This window comes from Segeticoccus sp. (assembly GCF_035708005.1).
On sequence record NZ_DASSTI010000124.1, the window covers coordinates 24,944 to 46,248 of the forward strand.

Annotated in this window: 23 protein-coding genes and 1 riboswitch; of the genes, 8 read left to right on the top strand and 15 right to left on the bottom strand. The window is 72.7% G+C overall.

Annotation, left to right across the window (positions count from 1 at the left end; genetic code table 11):
* Nucleotides 1-112 precede the first annotated feature (112 nt).
* Nucleotides 113-607: a MarR family winged helix-turn-helix transcriptional regulator gene (locus tag VFL99_RS12260; RefSeq protein ID WP_325106646.1), complete on the top strand. Its 495-nt coding sequence runs from the start codon at nt 113-115 to the stop codon at nt 605-607.
* Entirely contained in the window at nt 604-1,905 is a 1,302-nt protein-coding gene (locus VFL99_RS12265; protein ID WP_325106647.1) for an MFS transporter, read from the top strand. The genes VFL99_RS12260 and VFL99_RS12265 overlap by 4 nt, the downstream gene beginning before the upstream one ends.
* 135 nt (nt 1,906-2,040) lie before the next feature.
* On the opposite strand, the gene VFL99_RS12270 is transcribed toward VFL99_RS12265, so the two are convergent.
* The 4 genes from VFL99_RS12270 to VFL99_RS12285 form a co-directional block, all read right to left on the bottom strand.
* Nucleotides 2,041-2,868 carry a GNAT family N-acetyltransferase gene (locus VFL99_RS12270; protein ID WP_325106648.1) on the bottom strand — a complete coding sequence of 276 codons (828 nt, stop codon included), beginning with the start codon at nt 2,866-2,868 and terminating at the stop codon, nt 2,041-2,043.
* Between the two features lie 73 nt (nt 2,869-2,941).
* Complete coding sequence (gene pepN / locus VFL99_RS12275; RefSeq protein ID WP_325106649.1) at nt 2,942-5,560, bottom strand: aminopeptidase N; 2,619 nt, start codon at nt 5,558-5,560, stop codon at nt 2,942-2,944.
* Nucleotides 5,557-6,681: a phosphoserine transaminase gene (gene serC, locus VFL99_RS12280; protein ID WP_325106650.1), complete on the bottom strand. Its 1,125-nt coding sequence runs from the start codon at nt 6,679-6,681 to the stop codon at nt 5,557-5,559. Before serC ends, pepN begins: the two co-directional genes overlap by 4 nt.
* A gap of 66 nt (nt 6,682-6,747) precedes the next feature.
* Nucleotides 6,748-7,866: a citrate synthase 2 gene (locus VFL99_RS12285; protein WP_325106651.1), complete on the bottom strand. Its 1,119-nt coding sequence runs from the start codon at nt 7,864-7,866 to the stop codon at nt 6,748-6,750.
* 80 nt (nt 7,867-7,946) lie between these two features.
* On the opposite strand from VFL99_RS12285, the gene VFL99_RS12290 reads away from it, so the two are divergent.
* Complete coding sequence (locus tag VFL99_RS12290; protein ID WP_325106652.1) at nt 7,947-9,233, top strand: MFS transporter; 1,287 nt, start codon at nt 7,947-7,949, stop codon at nt 9,231-9,233.
* 15 nt (nt 9,234-9,248) lie between these two features.
* Here VFL99_RS12290 and VFL99_RS12295 read toward each other — a convergent pair whose 3' ends face one another.
* The 3 genes from VFL99_RS12295 to VFL99_RS12305 form a co-directional block, all read right to left on the bottom strand.
* The gene (locus VFL99_RS12295) at nt 9,249-9,494 is read right to left on the bottom strand and encodes a DUF2630 family protein (RefSeq protein WP_325106653.1); all 246 of its coding nucleotides are present in this window, start codon (nt 9,492-9,494) and stop codon (nt 9,249-9,251) included.
* Between the two features lie 98 nt (nt 9,495-9,592).
* Nucleotides 9,593-10,612 carry a pirin family protein gene (locus VFL99_RS12300; protein WP_325106654.1) on the bottom strand — a complete coding sequence of 340 codons (1,020 nt, stop codon included), beginning with the start codon at nt 10,610-10,612 and terminating at the stop codon, nt 9,593-9,595.
* Nucleotides 10,609-10,995, bottom strand: a complete 387-nt coding sequence (locus VFL99_RS12305; protein WP_325106655.1) for a hypothetical protein — start codon at nt 10,993-10,995, stop codon at nt 10,609-10,611. Before VFL99_RS12305 ends, VFL99_RS12300 begins: the two co-directional genes overlap by 4 nt.
* Nucleotides 10,996-11,042: 47 nt before the next feature.
* On the opposite strand from VFL99_RS12305, the gene pdxH reads away from it, so the two are divergent.
* Nucleotides 11,043-11,720 carry a pyridoxamine 5'-phosphate oxidase gene (pdxH, locus tag VFL99_RS12310; protein WP_325106656.1) on the top strand — a complete coding sequence of 226 codons (678 nt, stop codon included), beginning with the start codon at nt 11,043-11,045 and terminating at the stop codon, nt 11,718-11,720.
* A gap of 98 nt (nt 11,721-11,818) precedes the next feature.
* On the opposite strand, the gene VFL99_RS12315 is transcribed toward pdxH, so the two are convergent.
* Both VFL99_RS12315 and VFL99_RS12320 read right to left on the bottom strand, forming a co-directional pair.
* The gene (locus tag VFL99_RS12315) at nt 11,819-12,655 is read right to left on the bottom strand and encodes a VOC family protein (RefSeq protein WP_325106657.1); all 837 of its coding nucleotides are present in this window, start codon (nt 12,653-12,655) and stop codon (nt 11,819-11,821) included.
* A 122-nt stretch (nt 12,656-12,777) separates the two neighbouring features.
* A complete protein-coding gene (locus VFL99_RS12320) occupies nt 12,778-13,323 on the bottom strand; it encodes a DinB family protein (RefSeq protein ID WP_325106658.1) in 546 nt (181 codons plus the stop codon).
* A gap of 167 nt (nt 13,324-13,490) precedes the next feature.
* Between VFL99_RS12320 and VFL99_RS12325 the strand changes: the two genes are divergently transcribed.
* Nucleotides 13,491-14,576, top strand: a complete 1,086-nt coding sequence (locus VFL99_RS12325) for a threonine aldolase family protein (RefSeq protein ID WP_325106659.1) — start codon at nt 13,491-13,493, stop codon at nt 14,574-14,576.
* A 447-nt stretch (nt 14,577-15,023) separates the two neighbouring features.
* Here the strand turns inward: VFL99_RS12325 and VFL99_RS12330 are convergent, their stop codons facing one another.
* Nucleotides 15,024-15,674: a malonic semialdehyde reductase gene (locus VFL99_RS12330; protein WP_325106660.1), complete on the bottom strand. Its 651-nt coding sequence runs from the start codon at nt 15,672-15,674 to the stop codon at nt 15,024-15,026.
* A 254-nt stretch (nt 15,675-15,928) separates the two neighbouring features.
* Between VFL99_RS12330 and VFL99_RS12335 the strand changes: the two genes are divergently transcribed.
* On the top strand, nt 15,929-16,624 hold the full coding sequence (locus tag VFL99_RS12335) for a metal-dependent transcriptional regulator (RefSeq protein ID WP_325106661.1): 696 nt from the start codon (nt 15,929-15,931) through the stop codon (nt 16,622-16,624).
* A 74-nt stretch (nt 16,625-16,698) separates the two neighbouring features.
* On the opposite strand, the gene VFL99_RS12340 is transcribed toward VFL99_RS12335, so the two are convergent.
* Both VFL99_RS12340 and VFL99_RS12345 read right to left on the bottom strand, forming a co-directional pair.
* Entirely contained in the window at nt 16,699-17,607 is a 909-nt protein-coding gene (locus VFL99_RS12340) for a cation diffusion facilitator family transporter (RefSeq protein WP_325106662.1), read from the bottom strand.
* A 60-nt stretch (nt 17,608-17,667) separates the two neighbouring features.
* Nucleotides 17,668-17,889: a heavy-metal-associated domain-containing protein gene (locus tag VFL99_RS12345; RefSeq protein WP_325106663.1), complete on the bottom strand. Its 222-nt coding sequence runs from the start codon at nt 17,887-17,889 to the stop codon at nt 17,668-17,670.
* Nucleotides 17,890-18,221: 332 nt separating this feature from the next.
* A riboswitch (cyclic di-AMP (ydaO/yuaA leader) is annotated at nt 18,222-18,387 on the top strand.
* Between the two features lie 5 nt (nt 18,388-18,392).
* Between VFL99_RS12345 and VFL99_RS12350 the strand changes: the two genes are divergently transcribed.
* A complete protein-coding gene (locus VFL99_RS12350; protein ID WP_325106664.1) occupies nt 18,393-19,271 on the top strand; it encodes a C40 family peptidase in 879 nt (292 codons plus the stop codon).
* Between the two features lie 158 nt (nt 19,272-19,429).
* The gene (locus tag VFL99_RS12355; RefSeq protein WP_325106665.1) at nt 19,430-20,053 is read left to right on the top strand and encodes a DsbA family oxidoreductase; all 624 of its coding nucleotides are present in this window, start codon (nt 19,430-19,432) and stop codon (nt 20,051-20,053) included.
* 24 nt (nt 20,054-20,077) lie between these two features.
* Here the strand turns inward: VFL99_RS12355 and crcB are convergent, their stop codons facing one another.
* From crcB to VFL99_RS12370, 3 genes are read right to left on the bottom strand one after another with little or no spacing between them, the layout of a single operon-like run.
* Nucleotides 20,078-20,452: a fluoride efflux transporter CrcB gene (gene crcB, locus VFL99_RS12360; RefSeq protein WP_325106666.1), complete on the bottom strand. Its 375-nt coding sequence runs from the start codon at nt 20,450-20,452 to the stop codon at nt 20,078-20,080.
* Nucleotides 20,449-20,823 (bottom strand): DUF190 domain-containing protein, encoded by a 375-nt coding sequence (locus VFL99_RS12365; RefSeq protein WP_325106667.1) that lies wholly within the window; start codon nt 20,821-20,823, stop codon nt 20,449-20,451. Before VFL99_RS12365 ends, crcB begins: the two co-directional genes overlap by 4 nt.
* Complete coding sequence (locus tag VFL99_RS12370) at nt 20,820-21,227, bottom strand: fluoride efflux transporter FluC (RefSeq protein WP_325106668.1); 408 nt, start codon at nt 21,225-21,227, stop codon at nt 20,820-20,822. Before VFL99_RS12370 ends, VFL99_RS12365 begins: the two co-directional genes overlap by 4 nt.
* Between the last annotated feature and the right edge of the window lie 78 nt (nt 21,228-21,305).

Consider the following 21,305-nt stretch of genomic DNA (forward strand, 5'->3'; position numbering starts at 1 on the left):
CGCGGCGGTTCCCCGGCGGCGGCGCCCGCTGGCGCCCGGGTGGCCGCGCCCGGGCGGCCGCGCGCATGGGAGAGGCCCCGCTTTCGACCTTCCGGAATAGTTAGCACAACTAATGAGTTATGCTAATGACGTCCCGGAAGGAGCCACCACGCCCACCTCATCGTCGTCCACCACCGAGTCACGCCCCCGCACCCTGACCACTGCCCAGCTCGCCGCGGAGCTGCGCCTCTCGTGCATGCGGATCAGCCGCCGGGTCCGCTTCGAGAGCACCAACATCGTCGCGCCGAACCAGTTCAGCGTCCTGTCCCGGCTGGAGAAGATCCCCTGCACCCCGCGTGAGCTCGCCGAGATCGAGCGGGTGAGCGCGCCGAGCATGACCCGCACCGTTGCCGGTCTGGTGGACCTCGGCCTCGTCTCGCGGGCCGACGACCCGGACGACGGCCGCCAGGTGATCCTGTCGCTGACCGAGGACGGCAAGCGGACCCTCCGTGAGATCCGTCGCCACCGCGACCAGTGGATGGCGACCCGCATCAAGAACCTCACCTCTGAGGAACGCGAGGTGCTCTCCCGCGCCAGCGCGATCCTGGAGAGGGTGGCGAACGAGTGAGTCCGACCTTCCGCTCGCTCTCGATCTACAACTACCGCCTCTACTGGACCGGCGCCCTCGTCTCCAACATCGGCACCTGGATGGGCCGGGTGTCGCAGGACTGGCTGGTCCTCACCGACCTGACCCACCACTCCTCGACCGACCTCGGCACGGTGACGGCGCTGCAGTTCCTGCCGCTGGTGCTGCTCGCGCCCTGGGCCGGTGCGATCACCGACCGGTTCCCCAAGCGGCGCATCCTGTTCATCACGCAGAGCGCCCTCGCGGTCACCTCGCTGCTGACCGGTCTGCTGATCATCACCGGCGTCGTGCAGCTGTGGCACATCTTCGCGCTGGCCTTCCTGCAGGGCGTGGCGACCGCCGTCGACAACCCGGGCCGGCAGACCTTCGTCTCCGAGATGGTGCCGCGCGAGTCGCTGAGCAACGCCGTGAGCCTGAACAGCGCCTCCTTCAACGCCGCCCGGCTCATCGGTCCCGGCGTCGCGGGCCTGGTGATCGCCGCGGTCGGCACCGGCCCGTCGTTCTTCGTCAACACGCTGAGCTTCGTCGCGGTGCTCCTCGCCCTGTGGCGCATGCGCACCTCCGAGCTGCGGCCCGCGCCGCGGACGGCCGGTCGCGGTTCGATCCGGGAGGGTGCCCGCTACGTGAAGAACCGGCCGGACATCATCCTCATCATGGTGCTGGTCTTCATGCTCGGGACGTTCGGGATGAACTTCCAGCTCACGACGGCGCTGATGGCCACCCAGGTCTTCCACAAGGGCGCGGGGGAGTACGGCCTGCTCGGCTCGATCATGGCCATCGGCTCGCTCGCCGGTGCCCTGCTCGCCGCACGACGGGCCCACCCCCGGCTGCGGATCCTGCTGATCGCCCTGTCCGGGTTCGCGATCGCCACGCTGGTCGCCGCCACCGCGCCGTCGTACTGGATGTTCGCGATCTTCCTCGTCCCGACGGGTCTGTTCTCGATCACGGTGCTCACCAGCGCCAACTCGATGGTGCAGCTCGGAGTCGACCCGGCGATGCGCGGCCGCGTGATGGCGCTCTACATGGCGATCTTCATGGGCGGCACGCCGATCGGCGCCCCGGTGATCGGCTGGATCGGCGACGCCTTCGGCGCCCGCTGGACCATCCTCATCGGCACCTTCGCCGTGGCCGTGTCCGTGGTCGGTGCGGCGGCCTACCTCGTGCGCAGCGAGAATGTCCACGTGCGGTTGGTGCGCGACGGATTGGCGGGGCACGGACTCCCGCGGTTCGTGCTCACCAAGGGCCAGGTCACCGAGCCGGTTCCCCAGCGGGCGGCCTGATGACCCCTCGCTTCCGCCGCTGGATCGTGGTCGTCGCGCTGGTCGTGCTCGTCGGCGCGGCCGTCGTCGGCAGCCTCGTGCGCCACTGACCCGCACGCGACGCCGACCGGCTGCGCGGGTCCGGTCGAGGGGCCCTCAGCCGGTTGGCGGCAGCTCCGCGACGCAGGCGGTGCCGACCCGGCGGAAGCCGACGCGCTCGTAGACCCGGGCCACCGCGTCGTCCTGCGCGGACAGGAACACCTGCCGTATGCCGTGCGCTTGCGCGTCCGCGACCAGCGCCGCCGTGACGGCCCCGCCGATGCCGAGCCGCCGCGCCCGCGGAAGCACCGCGATCCCGGCGAGCTCGGTGGTGTCCCGGCGCGGGCCGTGGCTGCCGCCGCCGACCACCTGCCCGTCGAGGAACGCGCCGACGACCCGGAGCAGACCACGCCGGAGCTGCTCGGGCTGGTTGCCGGCGTCCGGTGCGGCCACCTCATCGGTGCCGCCGAACCCGGCGTGCACGGCGGCGGCGACGCGACCGAGGTCGGGGTCGTCGGCGTCGAGGACCCGCAGCTCGAGGCCGGGCGGCGTCATCGTCGTCACCGGCCGGGTGTCGACCCAGCCGGGAGGGGTTCCGGCGCCGGGCAGCACGAGCAGCGGGCACTCCTCGACGGACATCCCGGCGTCGCGGGCGGCAGCCAGGAGGGTGGGCGTCGTCTGCTGCACCCACTCCAGGGCGCGCGGCACCCCGAGCTCCCGTTCCCGGTCCAGGAGCCGGCGCACGTCGGCGGCGCCGACCGGCTCGGCGAGCCCGAGCCTGGGCCGGGCGTAGTAGGGCCACCCGGCCGGGTCGCGGCGCACGAAGAGCGTGAACGGCCCGACCTCCTCGGTCGTGGCCAGCGGTCGCGGAGCGGCGTCGTAGTAGCGCTCGAGGACCGTCAGGGTCGTCAGGACCTCCGGGTGCGGGGTGGTGGTCTGTGGCACGCCGCCGATCCTCGCAGGACGCGCCCGCCCGGACCAACGCTTTTCGGGATGGTCGGCAGGCGCGGCGACCTGCTCAGGAGAGTGCCACGGCCTGCGCGTGCAGCGCCCGGCGCACCTGGTCCTGCTGTTCGATCACGAGCCGGCGCAGGGCGGCCGGGGCGTCCGGGTGGTCGTCCAGCCACTGCTGGGCACGCCGCAGCATCGGGTGGGCGTCCGGGTCCTGGCCCTCCTGCAGGTCCTGCCAGGTCGGGAAGAGACCGACGACGAGACGGCTGGCGATCTCGATGGGCCGCGTGGCCCAGAGGCGCGCGATCACGTCGAAGTACTGCTCGGCATACCGCTGGGCGAGTTCGGCGTGCGTGGGCTGGCTGAACCCGGCGATGGTGGCGTCCACCTGCTCATTGGTGAGGTGGTCGTCGTCGACCAGGGAGCGCCAGGCCGCCGCCTGTACCTCGGCGTCCGGCCGGCTGGTGACCGCAGCGAGGTGCTCGATGGCCCCGGAGGCGGTGTTGTCCCGCTGCAGTTCGGTGTCCAGATCGGCCTCGGTCGCCTCGCCGGCGGCGGCGAGCGCGCGCCACATCGCCCACCGCAGGTCGGTGTCGAGGGCGAGGCCCTTGACCGTGTCGGTCCCGTCCAGCACCCCGCGGAGCCGGGAACCGCCCTCGGGCAGCACCGCCGTCAGCGAGGCCAGCGCACGCGCCCACGTGAGCTGTCGCCCGGAGCCGGGCTCGCGCAGCACCTCCGTCCACGCCATGCGGATGAGGTCGTTGAGCGCCCGGTGCCGCTGCGCGGCAGGCAGGTAGCGACGGATGCAGGTGCGGGCGTTGGCGAGGGTGTCCCGCAGCAGCGCCACGTGGCTCTCGCGCGGGGCCTGCGCGCCGACGATCCGCAGGTAGTCCTGGGCGCGCAGCACCCCGTCGCGACAGGCGTTCCACAGCGCGGACCAGACCACCGCGCGCGACAACGGCTCCTCCAGCGAGCCGAGGTGCCGCTCCACGGTCGCGAGCGAGCGCTCGTCCAGCCGCACGACGGCATACGTGAGGTCGTCGTCGTTGACGAGCACCAGGTCCGGGGCCGGCTTCCCCGCGGCCTCGGCGACGGCGGTGACGTCCTCGTGGAGGTCGAGCTCGATCCGCTCGGTGCGCACCAGTCGCGTGTCCTGCAGGGCGTAGAGCCCCACGGCCAGGCGGTGCGGGCGCGACACCGGGTCACCGGTGGTCGGGTCCGCCGCCGAGCGCTCGACCACGAGCCGGTCGATCGTCCCGTCGGGCGCCAGCGACAGCCGCGGCGTGAGGGTGCAGACCCCGGCCGTCTCGAGCCACACCCGCGACCAGGCCGCGAGGTCCCGTCCGGAGGCCCCGGACAGCTCCGCGAGCAGGTCGGCCAGCGTGGTGTTGCCGAACGCGTGCTGCTGGAAGTAGCTGCGCGACCCGGCGAAGAAGGCGTCCTGCCCGACGTAGGCCACCAGCTGCTTGAGCACGGACGCGCCCTTGGCGTAGGTGATCCCGTCGAAGTTCTGCCGGGCCGCCTCGAGGTCGTCGATGGTGGCGACGATCGGGTGGGTGGTGGGCAGCTGGTCCTGCAGGTAGGCCCACGCCTTGCGCTTGCTGGCGAAGCTGGTCCAGGCGTCGGTGTGCTCGGTGGCGGCGGCGTTGACGTGCGTGCCCATGTAGTCGGCGAAGGACTCCTTGAGCCACAGGTCGTTCCACCACCGCATGGTGACCAGGTCGCCGAACCACATGTGCGCCATCTCGTGCAGGATCGTGTTGGCGCGGCCCTCGTACTGCGCCGCGGTGGCCGCCGAGCGGAAGAGGTAGTGCTCGGTGAACGTCACGCACCCCGGGTTCTCCATGGCGCCGATGTTGTATTCCGGCACGAAGGCCTGGTCGTACGTCATCCACGGGTAGGGGTAGCCGAACTCCCGGTGGTAGAAGTCCATCCCCTGCTTGGTGACCGTGAAGATCCGGTCGCTGTCCAGGTGCTCGGCCAGCGACTGCCGGCACAGGGCCACCAGCGGCACCGTGAGGGCCCCGCCCGGTGCCCTCCACTCGTCCTCCGCGCGGTGGTAGGGGCCGGCCACGACCGCTGTCAGGTAGGTCGGCAGCGGCAACGTGGGCGCGAACACCGTTGTCGTGACTGCCCCTTCAGTAGCCGTCGAAGCGGCAGGCGAGTTGGAACGCACCTCCCACCCGCTCGGTGCGGTCACCACGAACGTGAACGGCGCCTTGAGGTCCGGCTGCTCGAAGTCGGCGAACACGCGCCGGGCGTCGGCCGGCTCGAAGTGCGTGTAGAGGTAGGTGTTGCCGTCCACCGGGTCGAGGAACCGGTGCAGTCCCTGCCCCGTCCTGCTGTATGCCGCCTCGCCCGCGACCGTGACGACGTTCTGTTGGCGCAGCCCCGCCAAGGCGACGCGGTGGCCGTCGAAACACGTTGCGGTGTCGAGGGGTTCGCCGTTGAGCACCACGGAGTGCACCGACGTGGCGAGGAAGTCGAGGAAGGTCTCGGCGCAGTCGGCGGTGAACTCGATGGTCGTCGTCGACGGGAAGGTCAGCGCCGCTGGGTCGGCAGCGGAGCTGAGGTCGAGCTCCACCCGGTAGGCCTGCACGTCGAGGCGAGCCGCCCGGGTGCGTGCTTCCTCGTGCGTCAGGTTGGCGGTGGTCTGTCCGGTGCCGGGAGAGTTCGTGTGGGTCACCCGAGCGAGTCAACCACGTGGTCGATGCAGCGGGTCAGGGCGCTGACGTCCTCCGGCTCGACCGCGGGGTAGAGGCCGACGCGCAGCTGGTTGCGGCCGAGCTTGCGGTAGGGCTCGGTGTCGACGATGCCGCTTGCCCGCAGGGCGCTCGCCACCGCCGCGGCGTCCACCTCCTCGGCGAAGTCCACGGTGCCGACGACCGGGGAACGGTGCTGCGGGTTGGCCACGAACGGCGAGGCGTAGTCGGTGCGCTCCGCCCAGTCGTAGAGGCGACCGGCGCTGTCCGCGGTGCGCGCCACCGCCCAGGCGAGTCCGCCCTGCTCGAGCAGCCACTGCACCTGGTCGGCGAGCATGGCCAGGGTCGCGATGGCCGGAGTGTTGAGGGTCTGGTCCTTGCGCGAGTTCTCGATGGCGGCGGTCAGGCTGAGGAAGTCGGGGATCCACCGGTCGCGCGCAATCCGCTCGGCGCGCTCGACGGCCGCGGGCGAGAGCACCGCCAACCACAGCCCGCCGTCGGAGGCGAAGCACTTCTGCGGCGCGAAGTAATAGACGTCGCAGGCCCGCAGGTCCACGTCCATCCCGCCCGCCGCCGAGGTCGCGTCCACGACGACCAGGGCGTCGTCGTCGGCGCCGGGGACGCGGTGCACCGGGGCACAGGCACCCGTGGAGGTCTCGTTCTGCGGCCACGCATAGACGTCGATCCCGTCGTGCGCCCGTGGCGTCGGCACCGACCCGGGGTCGGCCGTGACGATCATCGAGTCACCGAGGAACGGTGCCCGGTCCGTGACGGCGGCGAACTTGCGGGAGAACTCCCCGAAGGAAAGGTGCTGAGCCCGGTCGCGCACCAGGCCGAACGCGGCGACGTCCCAGAAGGCGGTCGAGCCGCCGACGCCGAGGACCACCTCATAGCCCTCCGGCAGCTGCAGCAGCTCGGCGAGCCCGCGCCGGACCTCAGCGACGAGGCCGCGGACGGGGGCCTGCCGGTGGGAGGTGCCCAGCACGGAGCGGGCGATGGCGGAGAGCCGCTCCACCTGGGCCGGGCGGACCCGGCTCGGTCCGCTGCCGAACCGTCCGTCCGCCGGCAACAACTCCGTGGGGATGGTGATCTCGGGCACCGCCATGCGGCGAGTGTGGCACGCGGGCGGAGGGGCGCAGCGGGCCGATCCGGGTCGTGGACGGCCGCCCGATCACGCGGGCTCCCACCCGGCCACCTGCTCGGGTGCGCGCGGCGGCTCCCCGACGTAGCGGGCCCGGGGGCGCACCATCTTGCCGACGCGCTGCTGCTCGAGGATGTGCGCCGACCACCCGGCGGTCCGCCCGCAGATGAACATCGGGGTGAAGATCGCCGCCGGTACCTCGGCGAAGTCGAGCAGCACGGCAGCCCAGAACTCCACGTTCGTGGAAATCACCTTGTCCGACCGGCGCTCGCGCAGGGCCGACAGCGCCGCCTGCTCGAGCGCCTTGGCGACCTCGTAGCGCGGCGCCCCGAGCCGTTCGCAGGTGGCTCGCAGCACGCGGGCACGGGGGTCCTCCGCGCGATAGACCGGGTGGCCGAAGCCCATCAGGCGGTCGCCGTCGTCGAGCGCCTCGCGCACGTAGGCCACGGCGTCGCCGGACTCCTCGACGGCCTCGATCATGTGCAGCACCCGGGAGGGGGCGCCGCCGTCGAGCGGGCCGCTCATCGCGCCGACCGCGCCGGACAGGCAGGCGGCCACGTCGGTGCCGGTGGAGGCGATGACCCGGGCAGTGAAGGTCGAGGGGCTGATCCCGTGCTCGGCCACCGCCGTCCAGTAGGCGTCCACGGCCTCCACGTGCCGCGGGTCCGGCTCGCCGCGCCACCGGATCATGAACCGCTCCACGATGGTGTCCGCCTGGTCCACGACCCGTTCGGGCACCATCGGCACCTCCTGGCCCCGCGCGGACTGGGCGATGAAGGACAGCGCCATCACCGAGGCCCGGGCGAGGTCGTCGCGCGCCTCGGCCCCGTCGATGTCGAGCAGCGGACGGAAGCCCCACACCGGGGCGAGCAGCGCCAGGGCGCTCTGCACGTCGACCCGCACGTCGCCGGTGTGCACCGGCAGCGGGAACGGCTCCGCCGGCGGCAGCCCCCGGCCCAGGTCGTTGTCGACGAGCAGCCCCCACACGCTGCCGAACGAGACCCGCCCGACCAGGTCGTCCAGGTCGACGCCCCGGTAGCGCAACGCGCCACCGGCCCGGTCCGGTTCGGCGACCTCGGTCTCGAAGGCGACCACGCCGTCGAGCCCCGGCACGAAGCGGGACCCGTCCGCGTCCAGGGCCTCGTTCACGGCGTCACCCGCTCCCGCCATTCGGTTCCCCTGCCAGGTTGTGGACTGCGTGTCGGTGGGCTCACCCTACGCTGACCGCCGTGCCCCTCCTCCTGGACGTGACCCCGCTACGGGTGAACCCGGCATACCGGCGTCTCTGGTCGGGATTCGCGCTCAGTGGCGTGGGAGCACAGCTGGCGACCGTGGCCATCGGCCTGCAGGTCTACGCGATCACCGGGTCCAGCTTCGCGGTCGGCCTGGTCGGCCTGTTCGCGCTCGTCCCGATCATCGTCATGGGGCTCTACGGCGGGGCGCTGGTGGACGCCCACGACCGGCGCCGGGTCGCGCTGCTGGCCGGGTGCGTGCTGTGGGCCGTCTCCGTGCTCAACACGGTGCAGGCGGCCCTGCACAACGCCAACCCGTGGGTGCTCTACGTCCTGGTCGCGGTCTACAACGCCGGGTTCGCGGTGGTCAGCCCGGCGCGCTCGGCCATCTACCCGCGGCTGCTCGACCACGGCCTGTTGCCGGCGGCGAACGCCCTGAACGTGGCCGCGATGAACATCGCGATGACGGCCGGGCCGCTGCTGGCCGGGCTGTTGGTGGAGTGGCACGGCTATGTGGTCGCCTACGCCGTGGACGCCGGCCTGTTCACCTTCGCGATCTGGGGGCTGCTCAAGCTGCCCCCCATCCCACCGGAGGTCGACCCCACCGCCGACGCCGGCGTGCCGCGGCGGCGGCCCGGGCTGTCCAGCGTGCTGGACGGGCTGCGCTTCCTGAGCACGCGCCCCAACGTGCGGATGACCTTCCTGTCCGACTTCTGCGCGATGATCCTCGCCCAGCCGCGGGCGCTGTTCCCGGCGGTGGCCGCGCTGGCCTTCGGCGGCGGAGCGGCGACCGTGGGCTACCTGTCGGCCGCCGTGGCGGTCGGCGCCATCGTCGCGATGGGGGTGTCCGGCCCGCTGGGCCACCTCCGCCGCCAGGGCAGCGCCGTCGTGGCGTCGGTGGCCCTCTGGGGTGTGTCGATCGCGGGCTTCGGGACCGCCATCGCCCTCGCCGGCCACGGACTCAGCCGCACCGCGGCGATGGGGCTCGGGCTGGTCTGCCTCGCGGGCGCGGGGGCGGCCGACTCGGTCAGCGCAGTCTTCCGGTCGACCATCCTGCAGGCGGCCACGCCCGACCACCTGCGCGGCCGGCTGCAGGGCGTGTTCATCGTCGTCGTCGCCGGCGGTCCGCGGCTGGGCGACCTGGTCGCGGGAACCGGCGCGACGGCATACAGCGAGGCAGTCGCCGCGACGGCCGGTGGGGTGCTCTGCGTGCTGGCCGTGGGTGCGTTGGCCGCGTGGCAGCGGGGCTTCCTGCGCTACGACGCACGGCACCCGACGCCGTGAGGCCGCGCGGAGCGGCTACTGCAGGTAGCCCTCGACCTCCTCGGTCGGGCGCGCGGTCAGTGACTCGGGGTCCTCGTGGGCGTCGCGGGCCGCTCGGCGGCGGCGCAGCAGGTCCCAGCACTGGTCGAGCGCGGCCTCCAGCCGCTGGAGATCAGCCTGCTCCTCCGCGGTGGGTCGCTGTCCCGCGGCCGCCTGCTGGCGCAGTCGGTGCTCCTGGTCCACGAGCTCCTCGACACGGCGCAGCACGTCCTCGTCCGCCATGGGTCCTCCTTCGTCCGGTGACTCCGGTCCTTGCCCGCCCGCGAGCGGGTGCCCGGGGCGGCCCTCACGCGTGGCGCTCGCCCCGATTGTCGCGCGGCTCAGGGCTGGACGCGCGGTCGCAGCCGGGCGTTCGGCAGGGGCGGGGCGGGCAGCCGACCGGTGTGCCCGACGTATCCCGGCACCTCGCCGAAGCGCTCGGAGTGGTCCTCCCACTCCCGGCGGGCCGTCACGATGTCCTCGTGGCTGCGGCCGACGAGGTTCCACCACATGATGATCTGCTCGGGGAAGGGCTCGCCGCCGAGCAGCAGCACCCGGGCGGGATCCGCACCGGCGTTGCGCAGCTGCAGCCGGCTCGTGCCCGGCGGGTGGTAGCCGATCTGGGTGCGGGTGAGGGAGACGCCCTCGAGCGTCACCGCACCCGTGTCGACGAGCACCCCGTGCTCGAAACCGGGGTCCACCTCGACCCGCAGCTCGGCGCCCGGGTCGACCGTCAGCTCGGCACCGAGCAGCGGCGTGAACGTCGGCACCGGCGAGGAGTGCCCGGCGAGGTCCCCGAGGAAGACACGGGCGACCCCGCCGTCGAGCGGCACCGCCGGGGGCTCGTAGTGCGCGAAGTCGCGCGCCGTGTCGCGGTCCGACTCCGGCAACGCCACCCACAGCTGGGCACCGTGCAGGACCGTGGTGTCCGAGGTGGAGACCTCCGAGTGGCAGATGCCGTGCCCGGCGGTCATCAGGTTGAGCTCGCCGGGCCGGACGCGGGCCACCGTGCCGAGGCTGTCGCGGTGCTCGATCTCCCCGCTGAACAGCCAGCTCACCGTCTGCAGCCCGGTGTGCGGGTGCGGCGGCACGTCCATGCCCCCGGTCACGGACACGTCGTCGGGTCCGTAGTGGTCGGCGAAGCACCACGCCCCGATCAGCGAGCGCTGCCGCTGCGGCAGCGTGCGGTGCACGCGCATGGCGCGCGGGCCGCCGAGGGGCACCTCGCGAGAGGTCAGCACCTGCACCGCGGGCCGCTCGGGCGCTGCGACGGCAGCGGGGGTCGGGCCGCCCTCGCCGGCTTCCAGCTCACCGCCGCGCTGGCACCGCACCTCGGCGGGACGGGTCTCCAGGTTGCTCATCGCGACTCCAGGTGGCGGTGCCGGGACCTGAGCCGCTTCAGCCTCCGGCGCTGCTGCTCGCCCGGGCGGATCCGCTGGGTCAGGTCGGCGTGCGCGAGCAGCTGCTCCATCGGCACGTCGACGTGCGGGTGGGTGCCGATCGGGGTGTTGCCGCTGAACACCACCCAGATCTGGGCGTCCCCGCGGAAGACCCGCATCGTGGACCCGTCGACGACGCTGGCGGCGTGCAACAGACCCTGCCGCCGGGCGTTGGCCTTGGCGAACGTGCGGCCGGCGATCGCCCGCGCGGGGTCCTTGCCGTGCTTGACCGCCTCGTAGGCGACCGGGCCGTAGCGCATGCCCAGCCGGACCATGGTCGCCAGCGCCTTGCCAGTGCCGGGCATCAGACCTCCTGCTCGATCGGGGCGCGTCCCACCCTACGCTCGGGCCCATGAGGGCGACCCGGCGCGAGTACGAGAGTGAGGGGCTGGACGAGGGCGAGCTCGCCCCGACGCCCTGGCAGCAGGCGCAACGCTGGGTGGAGGACGCGCTGGCCCGGGCCGCCGAGCGCGGCGACGTGCCCGAGCCCACCGCGATCTCGGTCGCGACCGTGGACGCGAAGGGTCGGCCCGACGTGCGGACGGTCCTGATGCGCTTCTTCGACCCCTCCGGGCCGGGCTTCGTCACCAACCTGGAGTCCAACAAGGCCCGTCAGCTCGCCGTCAACCCGGCCGTCGCCGCCTCGCTCACCTGGCCGTCGATGTTCCGTGCGATCCGCTTCCGCGGCACCGCCGCACCGCTCGAGCGCGCGGAGGTGACCACCTACTTCGGGCACCGGCCGTGGGGCTCGCGGATCAGCGCCTGGGCCTCGCGCCAGTCCCAGCCCGTCGACGGCCGGGCAGCCCTCGAGTCCGCCTACGTGGAGTATGCCGCGCGCTTCCCGGACACCGGCAACGTGGCCGACGTGCCGGTCCCCGACTTCTGGGGTGGCTACCGGATCGACTGCGACGAGGTGGAGTTCTGGGCCGGCCGGCGCAACCGGCTGCATGACCGGCTCGTCTTCCGTCGGGTCGCCGGCGGTGACCTGGACACGCCTGCGGCGTGGACGGTCAGCCGTCGGCAGCCCTGACTCGTGCTCACTCCCTCGATCTCGGGACTTCCCCGCCGATCTCGGGACTTTCCCGCCGATCTCGGGACCTTCCCGCCGATCTCGGGACTTCCCGAGGATCAGCCGCCCTCGGTCGGGTTCTGCACCAGCTTGAACCGGGCCCCGGTGGGATCGACGCAGGTGACCAGCCGGCCGAACGGCGTCTCGTCCACTCCCTGGATCACCTGCCCACCGAGCTCGGTCACCTTCGCGGCGGCCGCGTCGGCGTCAGCCACGACGAAGTAGATGCTCCACATCGTCGCGAACGGGTCCTCGGGGAAGCGGCTGACGTCCATGATCCCGGCACCCTGCGAGCCGCCGCGGCTCTCCTCGGTGCCGAGGGTGGTGTAGCGGAACTCCGGCGTGTCACTCATCGTCGCCGGATCCCAACCGAACACGTCCCGGTAGAAGGCAACAACCTTCTCGTAGTCGCGGGTGTGCAGCTCGAACCAGCCGGGTGACCCCGGCTCGTCGCGGACGGCGAAACCGGGGAAGGTGTCGGCCTGCCAGGCACCGACCCACGAGCCGCCGGCGTCGGTGAGCATCCCCATCGAGCCGAGGTCGGCGACCGCCATCTGGTCGACGTGCACCACCCCACCGTGCTCGGTGGTGGCGGCCAACGTCCGACCGATGTCCGGGGTCGCGAGATAGATCTGCCAGAGGTCGCCCTGCCCGCTCCTGCCGTCGTTGCGCATCCCGCCGGCGACCGGTCGGTCCTGGTGGAAGAACATGAAATAGCCGCCGAACTCCTCGCTGGGGCTCCCGGCTGTCCAGCCGAAGAGCTGGCCGTAGAACTCCGTGCTCTTGTCCGGGTCGGAGGTGAACAGGTCGATCCAGCAGGGGGTGCCGGGAAGGACGCGGATCGGGCTGCCGGTCGGCTGTGCAGCGGCCTGTGCGCCCGTGGTGTCAGTGCTCATCGGTGCTCCTTGGTGTGTGGGTGAGGCTCGTGCTGCCGGGGTTGACCCGGCCGTGGGCGGAAACTCATCGGGTCCCCGGCACCGGCGATTCGAGGCCGCGTCCCGTGCTCGAGGCGGCCGGCTCAGGCGCCGGTTCGGCCGTCGAGCCGTTCACGGAGCAGGTCGGCGTGGCCGTTGTGCCGGGCGTACTCCTCCAGGTGGTGGCACAGCAGCCAGCGCAGCGAGAAGGCCGCACCGTCGCGGCGCCTCGTGCCGGTCTGGTCGAGGGAGGTGGCGGCGGCGACGATGCCGCGGGAGACGGTGCACTCCTCGCGCCAGAGCTGCAGCGCGAGCTCGGGGTCGCCGTCGAGGTCCTCGAAGTCGCTGTCCGGGTTGTCGTCGGTGTAGTGCAGCAGCGGCAGCTCCTCGCCGGCGAACTGGATGCGGAACCACCACCGCTCCACCCCGGCGAGATGGCGCACGAGCCCGTGCAGGCTCAGCGCCGACGGAGGGACCGCCTTCGTCGAGAGCTGTTCGGCGGTCAGGCCGAGGCACTTCAGCTCGAACGTGCGCCGCGCGTGGTCGAGGCAGGCGACCAGTGTCTCCCGCTCGCCACCCGCCAGCGGCGGCGCCACCCGGTCGTCGCCGGCCCACGTGGGGGAGTAGCTGATCGGCGCTGTGTTGCTCATCTGCCGAGCGTGGCACCGACCACCGACACTGCGCTGGGAGATGCGGCAGGATGCGGTCCGTGCCCGACACCAGCCCGGAAACGAGTCCCGAACCAGGCCCAGACGAGAGCCCCGACACGAGCCCAGCCACGAGCCCGGAAACCAGCTCAGCCGCCTCGACCCCCGCGTTGGCGCAGCGCCGGAAGGCGGCGCTGCCGCACGTCCGGCGCGTGCTCGCCGGCCGCTTCCCCGTGTCCCCGGTGGACGAGTTCCGTTCGGTGACCGACGAGCTCGAGGCCTCCGGCTGCCGGGAGTGGGACCGCTACGGCGAGGACGGGCCGGTGGCGGTGCTCGAGGGGCGGGTCGCCGCGCTCCTCGGCAAGCCGGCCGCCGTGATGTTCCCGAGCGGCACCATGGCGCAGCAGGCGACGCTGCGCGTGTGGTGCGAGGGGCGCGGGAGCCGGCGGGTCGGCATACCGGCGTTGTCGCACCTGCTGCTGCACGAGGAGGACGGCCCGCGGTTGCTGGGCGGCTTCGAGTGGGCGCTGCTGACCTCCGGACCGGTCGTGCCGACGGCCGAGCACCTGGCCGCGGTCCCCGGGCGCCTCGGGACGGTGCTGACCGAGCTGCCGCTGCGCGACGCGGGCTACCTGTTGCCCACCTGGGAGCAGCTGGTCGAGCTCGGCATCGCCTGCCGGGAACGCGACGTGCCGCTGCACCTCGACGGGGCCCGGATCTGGGAGTCCGCGGCCGGTTACGGCCGCGACGTGCGCGAGGTGGCTGCGGTCGGTGACAGCGTCTATGTCTCCTTCTACAAGGGACTGCTCGGACTCGGTGGTTCCGTGGTGGCCGGCCCGGTCGAGCTGGTCGAGGAGCTGCGGCTGTGGCGCCGGCGCTACGGCGGGACGTTGTGGACGATGCTGCCGTATGCCGTGACGGCGTTGCGTGGGCTGCGCGAGGAGCTCCCGCGGATGGGGGAGTACCACCAACGCGCGCTCGAGATCGCAGCGGCCTTGCACGACAAGGGGTTCCGCACGTTCCCGGAGGTGCCGCACACCGACGCGTTCCGGCTGTTCGTGCAACGGCCGGCCGAGGAGGTCACCGAACGCGTCGTGTCGCTGATGGAGACGGAACAGGTCGCGCTGACCGGCGTGTGGCGTGACTCCGAGGACGTCCCGGGCTGGTCGTGGACCGAGTTCGGCGTCGGTCGCCCGGCGATGGACTGGGCGGTCGAGGAGGCGGTCGACCTGCTGGCCCGGACGCTGTCGAGCTGAGGCGCGAGCCGGGCGCACGGCTGAGTTGTCGCGTGGGCGCGGCCCTGCAGCGGGTGGTGGCTGTTCCGGGCATGGAAACAGCCCGTGGGTTCCGGCCGGCGAACCGGTCCGAGTGCGCACTGGACGAGGTGCGCCCCCACGGGCTGCGGTGACTGCGGTGGATTGGCGTCACCCGTTCCGTCCAAGGCCGGCATCCGAGGAGGAGGCCAGCGGTACGACGGCTGGGCTAGCGCGCAGCCACCTCACGCGTCCGTAGATCAATCACTCTTCGGACCACCTCCCTTCTCGTGTGCCCCGACGGTATGTCGCGCACGCGCCCGCGCGCAACGCCTTTGCACGGGCGTCTTGCTGGCCGACCGCCGGCGTGGGCTGGCGCAATCGTTGTGCGGTTCTGGCCGCTGGGACGGTCAGGACCGCACAACGATCGACGACAACGATGCCGAGGGGTCAGGCGGTGGTGACGACGTCGTCGTAGGCGAGCCGCGGCAGCCGGTCCATCCAGGCGTTCTCGCCCGGGTGGCCGATGTTGACCACGGCGAGGGCACGGTGCTCGCCGTCGGGGAAGAACTCCGCGGTCACCGCGTCGACGTCGAAGCCGGTCATCGGACCGGCGGCCAGGCCGGCGGCGCGCACGCCGATGATGAAGTACGCGATCTGCAGGGTGGCGTTGAGCCGGGCGGTGAACCCCCGGAAGTCGTCGTCGGCGAAGATGTCCCGAGCCGCGGGGCGGATGGGGAAGGTGCGCTCCATCTCGTCGTGGAAGGAGTTGTCCGCCGCGAGGACCGCGACCAGCGGGGCCGAGGACGTCTTCGGCTGGTTGCCGGGGGCCATGTGGGCGACCAGGCGCTCGCGGGCCTCGGGGGAGCGGACCAGCACGATCCGCAGCGGCTGGATGTTCATGGACGTGGGAGCCCACTTGACCAGGTCGTAGACCGCACGCAGCTGCTCGTCGGTGACGGGCTCGTCGGTGAACGTGTTGGCGGTCCGGGCCTCGCGGAACAGCAGGTCCTGGGCCTCGGGAGCCAGCTCGAGCTGGTCGGCGAACTGGGCCTCGAAGTCCTGCAGGTCCGTGTTCTGGGTCGATGTGTCAGCGCTCATGTGTCGTTGAAACATCAACCATCTATGCGGCATTCCGGGTTGCTCGCCCGTCGGGTGTGGCCTTCCTCACCCGAGCGCCCTCGACGCGCCCAGTGTGCCGGTGCGCCAAGTCTGCACAGTGTGCCGGTATGCCCGGTGTGCCGGTATGCCCGGTGCCCAGTGCGCCCGGGGGCGGGGCCGGGGCGACGCGGCCTCGCCTCCCGGGGGTTGTGCGGCGGCGCCGCGAGGCGATCGTCAAGTGAGAGGGTAGGGGCGTGAGTGACCTGATCGACACGACGGAGATGTACCTCCGCACCATCTACGAGCTGCGCGAGGAGGGCATCCCGCCGCTGCGTGCCCGCATCGCCGAGCGGCTCGGCCACTCCGGACCGACCGTGTCCCAGACCGTGGCCCGGATGGAGCGCGACGGGTTGCTCACCCTGGGCGGTGACCGCCACCTGGAGCTCACCGAGCGCGGCAACCTGCTCGCGACGCGGGTCATGCGCAAGCACCGGCTCGCCGAGCTACTGCTGGTCGAGGTGATCGGGCTGGAGTGGGAGTACGTCCACGACGAGGCGTGCCGCTGGGAGCACGTCATGAGCGAGCGGGTCGAGCGCAAGCTGCTGCACCTGCTCGGCGACCATCGCGAGTCGCCCTACGGCAACCCCATCCCGGGGTTGGAGGAGCTCGGCGAGAAGCCCGGCGAGGAGTTCCGCAGCGGGGTGCGTAACCTGCTCGAGCTCGCCGAGGCGGGCGAGAGCACCGTGGTGGTGCGCCGGATCGGGGAGCCTGCCCAGGTCGACCGGGAGGCGCTCGAGCTGCTCACGGCCGCCGGGTTGCTGCCCGGTCAGCGGGTGAAGCTGCGCACCGAGGACGGGCGCACGATCATCGTCCCGGACGGCGGGGAACGGGTGGCCGGGGTCTCACTGCCCCCGGAGGTGGCCATGCACGTCTTCGCCGCGGAGGTCTGACACCGCCGGCCGTCTTCGCCGCGGAGGTCTGACACCGCCGGCCGGCTCCGCCGCGGAGATCTGACCCCCGCCGGTCAGTGCATCCCGCTCTCGTGCTGCGCATGGCTCGCCGGCTCCAGCTGGAAGGTCGAGTGCTCGACGTCGAAGTGACCGACGAGGCACTCCTGCAGCGAGTCGAGCAGCTGCGGCGCGTGGCCGTCCGTGAAGCAGGAGTCGTCGACCACCACGTGCACCGACAGCGTCGGCAACCCGGAGGTCACGGTCCACACGTGCAGGTCGTGGACGTTGTGGACGTGCTCGGTCGACAACAGGTGGGCCCGGATCTCCTCGAGGGCGATGTCCTGCGGCGCCGCCTCGAGCAGCACCCGACCGGAGTCGCGCAGCAGTCCCCACGCGGCCCGCAGCATCAGGGCGACGACGACCAGCGACGCCACCGGGTCCGCGCGGACCCAGCCGGTGACCAGGATGACGACCCCGGCGAGCAGTGTCCCGATGAAGCCGAACAGGTCGGTGACGATGTGCTGGTAGGCCCCCTCGACGTTGAGGCTGGTGCGGTTCGCCCGCGCGAGCAGCCAGGTCGCGGCGAGGTTGATGGCGACGCCGACTCCGGCCACCACGATGACGGGCACGCCCTGCACCGGCGTCGGTGAGACCAGCCGGCGAATGGCCTCGACGGCGAGCACACCGGCCACGACCGCCAAGGTCAGGCCGTTGCCGGCCGCCGACAGGATCTCGGCCCGCTTCCAGCCGAAGGTCCAGGATCCCGCGGGCGGCCGGGCGGCCAGGCTCATGGCCCACAGGGAGGCCCCGATCGCGCCGACGTCGGACAGCATGTGACCGGCGTCGGACAGTAGTGCCAGCGAGCCGGACCAGAAGGCGACCGCGACCTCGCCCAGCATGAAGGCGAGCAGGAGGAGCAGGGCAGCCCACAACGGCCCGCGGCGTGCGTCCGCGGCGGCGGCGTGACCGTGCTCGTGCCCCACGCCCTGATCCTGTCAGTCCGGCATCCCGTCAGCTCGGTCCCGCCCCGCCGGGACGGTCGATCAGCGATCGGCGAGGTGGTAGTCCCCGGCCTCCTCGAGGGCGCCGGTGACCTGCGCCTCACTGAGCGCTGCGTCGCTGGTCACCTCGACCGAGGAGGTGCCGCCGGCCACGAGGTCGACGCGGACATCGGTCACGCCCGGGAGCTCCTTGAGCTCGTCGCTGACGGCGTGGGCGCAGTGGTCGCACGTCATCCCGTCGACGCGGTAGGTGGTGGTGCTCATCCTCGGCTCCTTCGGCTGGGTCTCGTCTGTCATGGCGTCCGGGTTGCAGTGTCCCGGGTCCTACCCCGCGGGGGTATGCGCGTCCACGATAGTCGGGCGGCCACGGGCGCGTCGCGGAGGGGGAGCCCTGGCAGCGAGCCGCTGCCGGGTCCCCGCACGACGTAGCCGGTCGCGGCCTGCCAGCCGACGCGGTCCGCGGCCGTCCGTTTGACCATTTGTTGGCTCTTTCGTGACCGTTGCGTGACATGGGGGCTGGTGGTGTGTACCTTTGTGCCCGCTGCTCCACCCCGGGGGCGGCTCTCCGCGTGGTTCGCCGAGTCCTGTCACCACGCACGAGATCAGCGCGAACACCGCAGACAGGAGCGGGGGACCCACTTGTGGGACGTCATCCGACGTTCCTCGGGGTGAAGCCGCACCGGCGCCACCAGGCGTCGGCGAGGCCGGGTGAACCTCTCATCCGAACCCGACAGCTGACCTCGTAGGCGCCTGAGAGGTATCCCACCGTGTCGAAGTCGCGTCCCGGACGCCACCGCGCCGCCGCCCAGCCGAGCACCGCCGCTGCGCTGTCGTCTGCCCTCAGCCGATCCACCCGGCCCGCCGTCAAGGCCTCCGCCCTCGTCGCCGTCACCGGCGGCATGGTGGCCTCCGTCGCCGTGCCGGCCGTCGCCGACCCGGCCACCGGCCCGCAGGAGGCGCAGAGCGCCCAGCAGGCGTCGGTCCAGGCCGCCGGGTTCAACGCCCCCACGGTCGCCCAACCCGCGACCGCCTCCGCCACGGTCGTGGCCCCCGACTTCGGCCAGGTGGGCTTCACCCGGCACAAGCCGGACCTCGCCACGGTCGTCCCGGCCGCCGCCTACCACGCCCCGGCCCCCGAGCCGGTGGTCACGGTGCAGCACACCGAGCAGGCCGCCAGCCGCGACACCGTCCGTCAGGCGCCGGCACAGCCCGCCGCCCAGCCGGCTCCGGCCCCCCAGCCCGCCCCCCAGCCGGCTCCGGCTCCCCAGCCCGCCCCCCAGCCGGCCCCGGCACCCCAGCCGGCGCCCGCCCCCGCTCCGAGCAGCGGTGTGCTCGGCATCGCCGCGCAGTACGTCGGCACTCCTTACGTCTACGGCGGCACGTCCCCTGCGGGCTTCGACTGCTCGGGCTACACGCAGTACGTCTTCGCGAAGGTGGGCGTGAGCCTGCCCCGCACCGCCGCGCAGCAGCAGGCCGCGGTGACTCCGGTGTCCTCGCCGCAGCCGGGCGACCTGGTGTTCTTCGGCTCGCCCGCCTACCACGTCGGCATCTACGCCGGCGGCGGCATGATGTACGACGCGCCGCACCCCGGCACCACGGTCCAGAAGCGCCCGATGTGGGGTGGCGCGACCTTCGGTCGCCCCTGACGACAGCGCACCTCCGACGGGCCCGTCACCGAGCTGGTGGTGGGCCCGTCTGTGTCCGTGCCTGTCGCATGCCCCGCCCAGGCAACCGTCGCACGCCCCGTCCCAGCCCCCGGACCGCCCGGTTGGGCAGGCCCCGAGTCTTTGCCACACTCGGGGGCATGACCTCGACCGGCGGCGGGCCCGCACCCTCCGGGGCACGCCCGCGTCTGGCTGTCCAGATGTGGATCGACCTGACGTGCGCCGAGTGCTACGTCGCCAAGCGCCGCTTCGAGGAGGCCGTCTCCGCCTTCGAGCACCCGGCCGAGGTGGAGGTCCGCTACCGCTCGATGGAGCAGCCGGCCGCGTCGGTCTCCTCGGCAGCCGTGGCGGCGGCGCGGGAGGAGGGGCTGCCGCTCGATGTCGGGTCGCTCCGGCCGACGTCGACGTTCGACGCCCACCGCGCCGTCCAACTGGCCCGCGGCATGGGCGGGCCGGCCCTGCAGTCGGCGGTGCTCGAGCGGCTGTTCCGGGCCCACTTCGCCGAGGGTCGATCGCTCGCCGACCACGAGGCGCTCCAGCGGCTCGGCGCCGAGGCCGGGCTCGACGAACGCCGGCTCGCCGCGGTGCTGGCCGGTGAACAGTATGTCCGCGACGTGCGTGAGGACGAGGAGGTGGCCGCCGCCTCGGGGATCACCGACCTGCCACACGTACAGGTCAACGAGGGCGAGCCCCTGAGTGGCCTGCGCAGCACCGAGGACTACCGGACGCTGCTCCAGCGGGCCTGGCACGATCTCGGCCGCTGAGCGCGTCTCCGCGCCAGGGAATGGTCAGGAACCCAGCAGGCGCCCGATCGGGTAGCCGGCGAAGGCCGCGAGCACTCCGGTGACGACCGTGACGGCGACGTTCGCTGCGGCATACAGTCGTGCGCCGTCCTCCAGCAGGCGCAGGGTCTCGTAGGAGAACGTCGAGTATGTCGTGAAGGCGCCGCACAGCCCTGTCCCCAGGAACAGCCCCACGCCGGGCGACAGGCCCCCCGCGGCGGCCGCCCCCACCAGGACGCCGAGGGCGAGGCAGCCGACGACGTTGACGACCAAGGTGCCCCAGGGGAACGCGCCGCCGTGGCGCGCCTGCACGGCTCGGTCGGTGAGGTAGCGCAGCGGGGCGCCCACGGCGGCGCCCAGCGCCACGAGGAGCAGGGTCATCGCCCGGCCCCGCTCGGGCTGCCGGAACCGTCCCGGTGGTCGCGGCCCACGTAGCGCACGACCTCGCACTCCTCGAGGTAGACCAGGCCCTCGGTGACCAGCTCCTCCAGCTCGGGCAGGAACGCGGCGATCCGCTCGTGGGTGTCGACGATGACGACGGCCACGGGCAGGTCCTCGCTGAGCGACAGGATCCGGGAGGTGTGGATGTGGTGGGAGGCGCCGAACCCCTCGATCCCGCGCACGACCGTGGCGCCGGCCATGCCGTGCTGGTGCGCGCGGTGGACGATCTCGGTGAACAGCGGTCGGTGGTGCCAGGTGTCGGACTCGCCGAGCAGGACGGTGAGCCGTTGCGCGGGTCCGTGCAGGGTCATCGGGGCCTCCGGGTGAGCAGGCGACGGGTCGCGGCAGCGGTGAGCCAGACCGCGAGCAGCGCGACGACGGGAGTGGCCACCAGGTAGCCGAGGCCGACCAGGTAGTGCCCGCCGGTCAGCAGCCCCCGGATGCTGACGGCATACGTCGAGAAGGTGGTGAAGCCGCCCAGGAACCCGCTGCCGAGGAACGGGCGGACCAGCGGGTGGGGGGAGTAGACGTCGCTGACGAGGACCATGAGGACGCCGATGAGGGCCGACCCGCCGACATCGATGGCGAACGTCGCCGTGGGGAACCCGGCTGCCGGGGCGGCCCAGGTCTCACCGATGAGGTAGCGGGCGAGGGCACCGAGGGCGCCGCCGAGGGCCACGACGGTGACCACGCGCTGGGTGGCGTGGGACGGCATACGAGCTCCCTGTCCTCCGGGTGTCGTGGGTCGCCACGGCACGTCGATCACGGACAGGGACCGTTGGCCGGTGCCCGA

Coding starts and splice junctions, on each gene's coding strand:
- VFL99_RS12260 (WP_325106646.1), top strand. CDS start 113: ATGAGTTATGCTAATGACGTCCCGGAAGGAGCCACCACGCCCACCTCA.
- serC (WP_325106650.1), bottom strand. CDS start 6,681: ATGGCGGTGCCCGAGATCACCATCCCCACGGAGTTGTTGCCGGCGGAC.
- VFL99_RS12330 (WP_325106660.1), bottom strand. CDS start 15,674: ATGAGCGCTGACACATCGACCCAGAACACGGACCTGCAGGACTTCGAG.
- VFL99_RS12355 (WP_325106665.1), top strand. CDS start 19,430: ATGACCTCGACCGGCGGCGGGCCCGCACCCTCCGGGGCACGCCCGCGT.
- pdxH (WP_325106656.1), top strand. CDS start 11,043: ATGAGGGCGACCCGGCGCGAGTACGAGAGTGAGGGGCTGGACGAGGGC.
- VFL99_RS12300 (WP_325106654.1), bottom strand. CDS start 10,612: ATGAGCAACCTGGAGACCCGTCCCGCCGAGGTGCGGTGCCAGCGCGGC.
- VFL99_RS12345 (WP_325106663.1), bottom strand. CDS start 17,889: ATGAGCACCACCACCTACCGCGTCGACGGGATGACGTGCGACCACTGC.
- VFL99_RS12365 (WP_325106667.1), bottom strand. CDS start 20,823: ATGACCCTGCACGGACCCGCGCAACGGCTCACCGTCCTGCTCGGCGAG.
- VFL99_RS12305 (WP_325106655.1), bottom strand. CDS start 10,995: ATGCCCGGCACTGGCAAGGCGCTGGCGACCATGGTCCGGCTGGGCATG.
- VFL99_RS12370 (WP_325106668.1), bottom strand. CDS start 21,227: ATGCCGTCCCACGCCACCCAGCGCGTGGTCACCGTCGTGGCCCTCGGC.
- crcB (WP_325106666.1), bottom strand. CDS start 20,452: ATGACCCTGCTCCTCGTGGCGCTGGGCGCCGCCGTGGGCGCCCCGCTG.
- VFL99_RS12315 (WP_325106657.1), bottom strand. CDS start 12,655: ATGAGCACTGACACCACGGGCGCACAGGCCGCTGCACAGCCGACCGGC.
- VFL99_RS12320 (WP_325106658.1), bottom strand. CDS start 13,323: ATGAGCAACACAGCGCCGATCAGCTACTCCCCCACGTGGGCCGGCGAC.
- VFL99_RS12295 (WP_325106653.1), bottom strand. CDS start 9,494: ATGGCGGACGAGGACGTGCTGCGCCGTGTCGAGGAGCTCGTGGACCAG.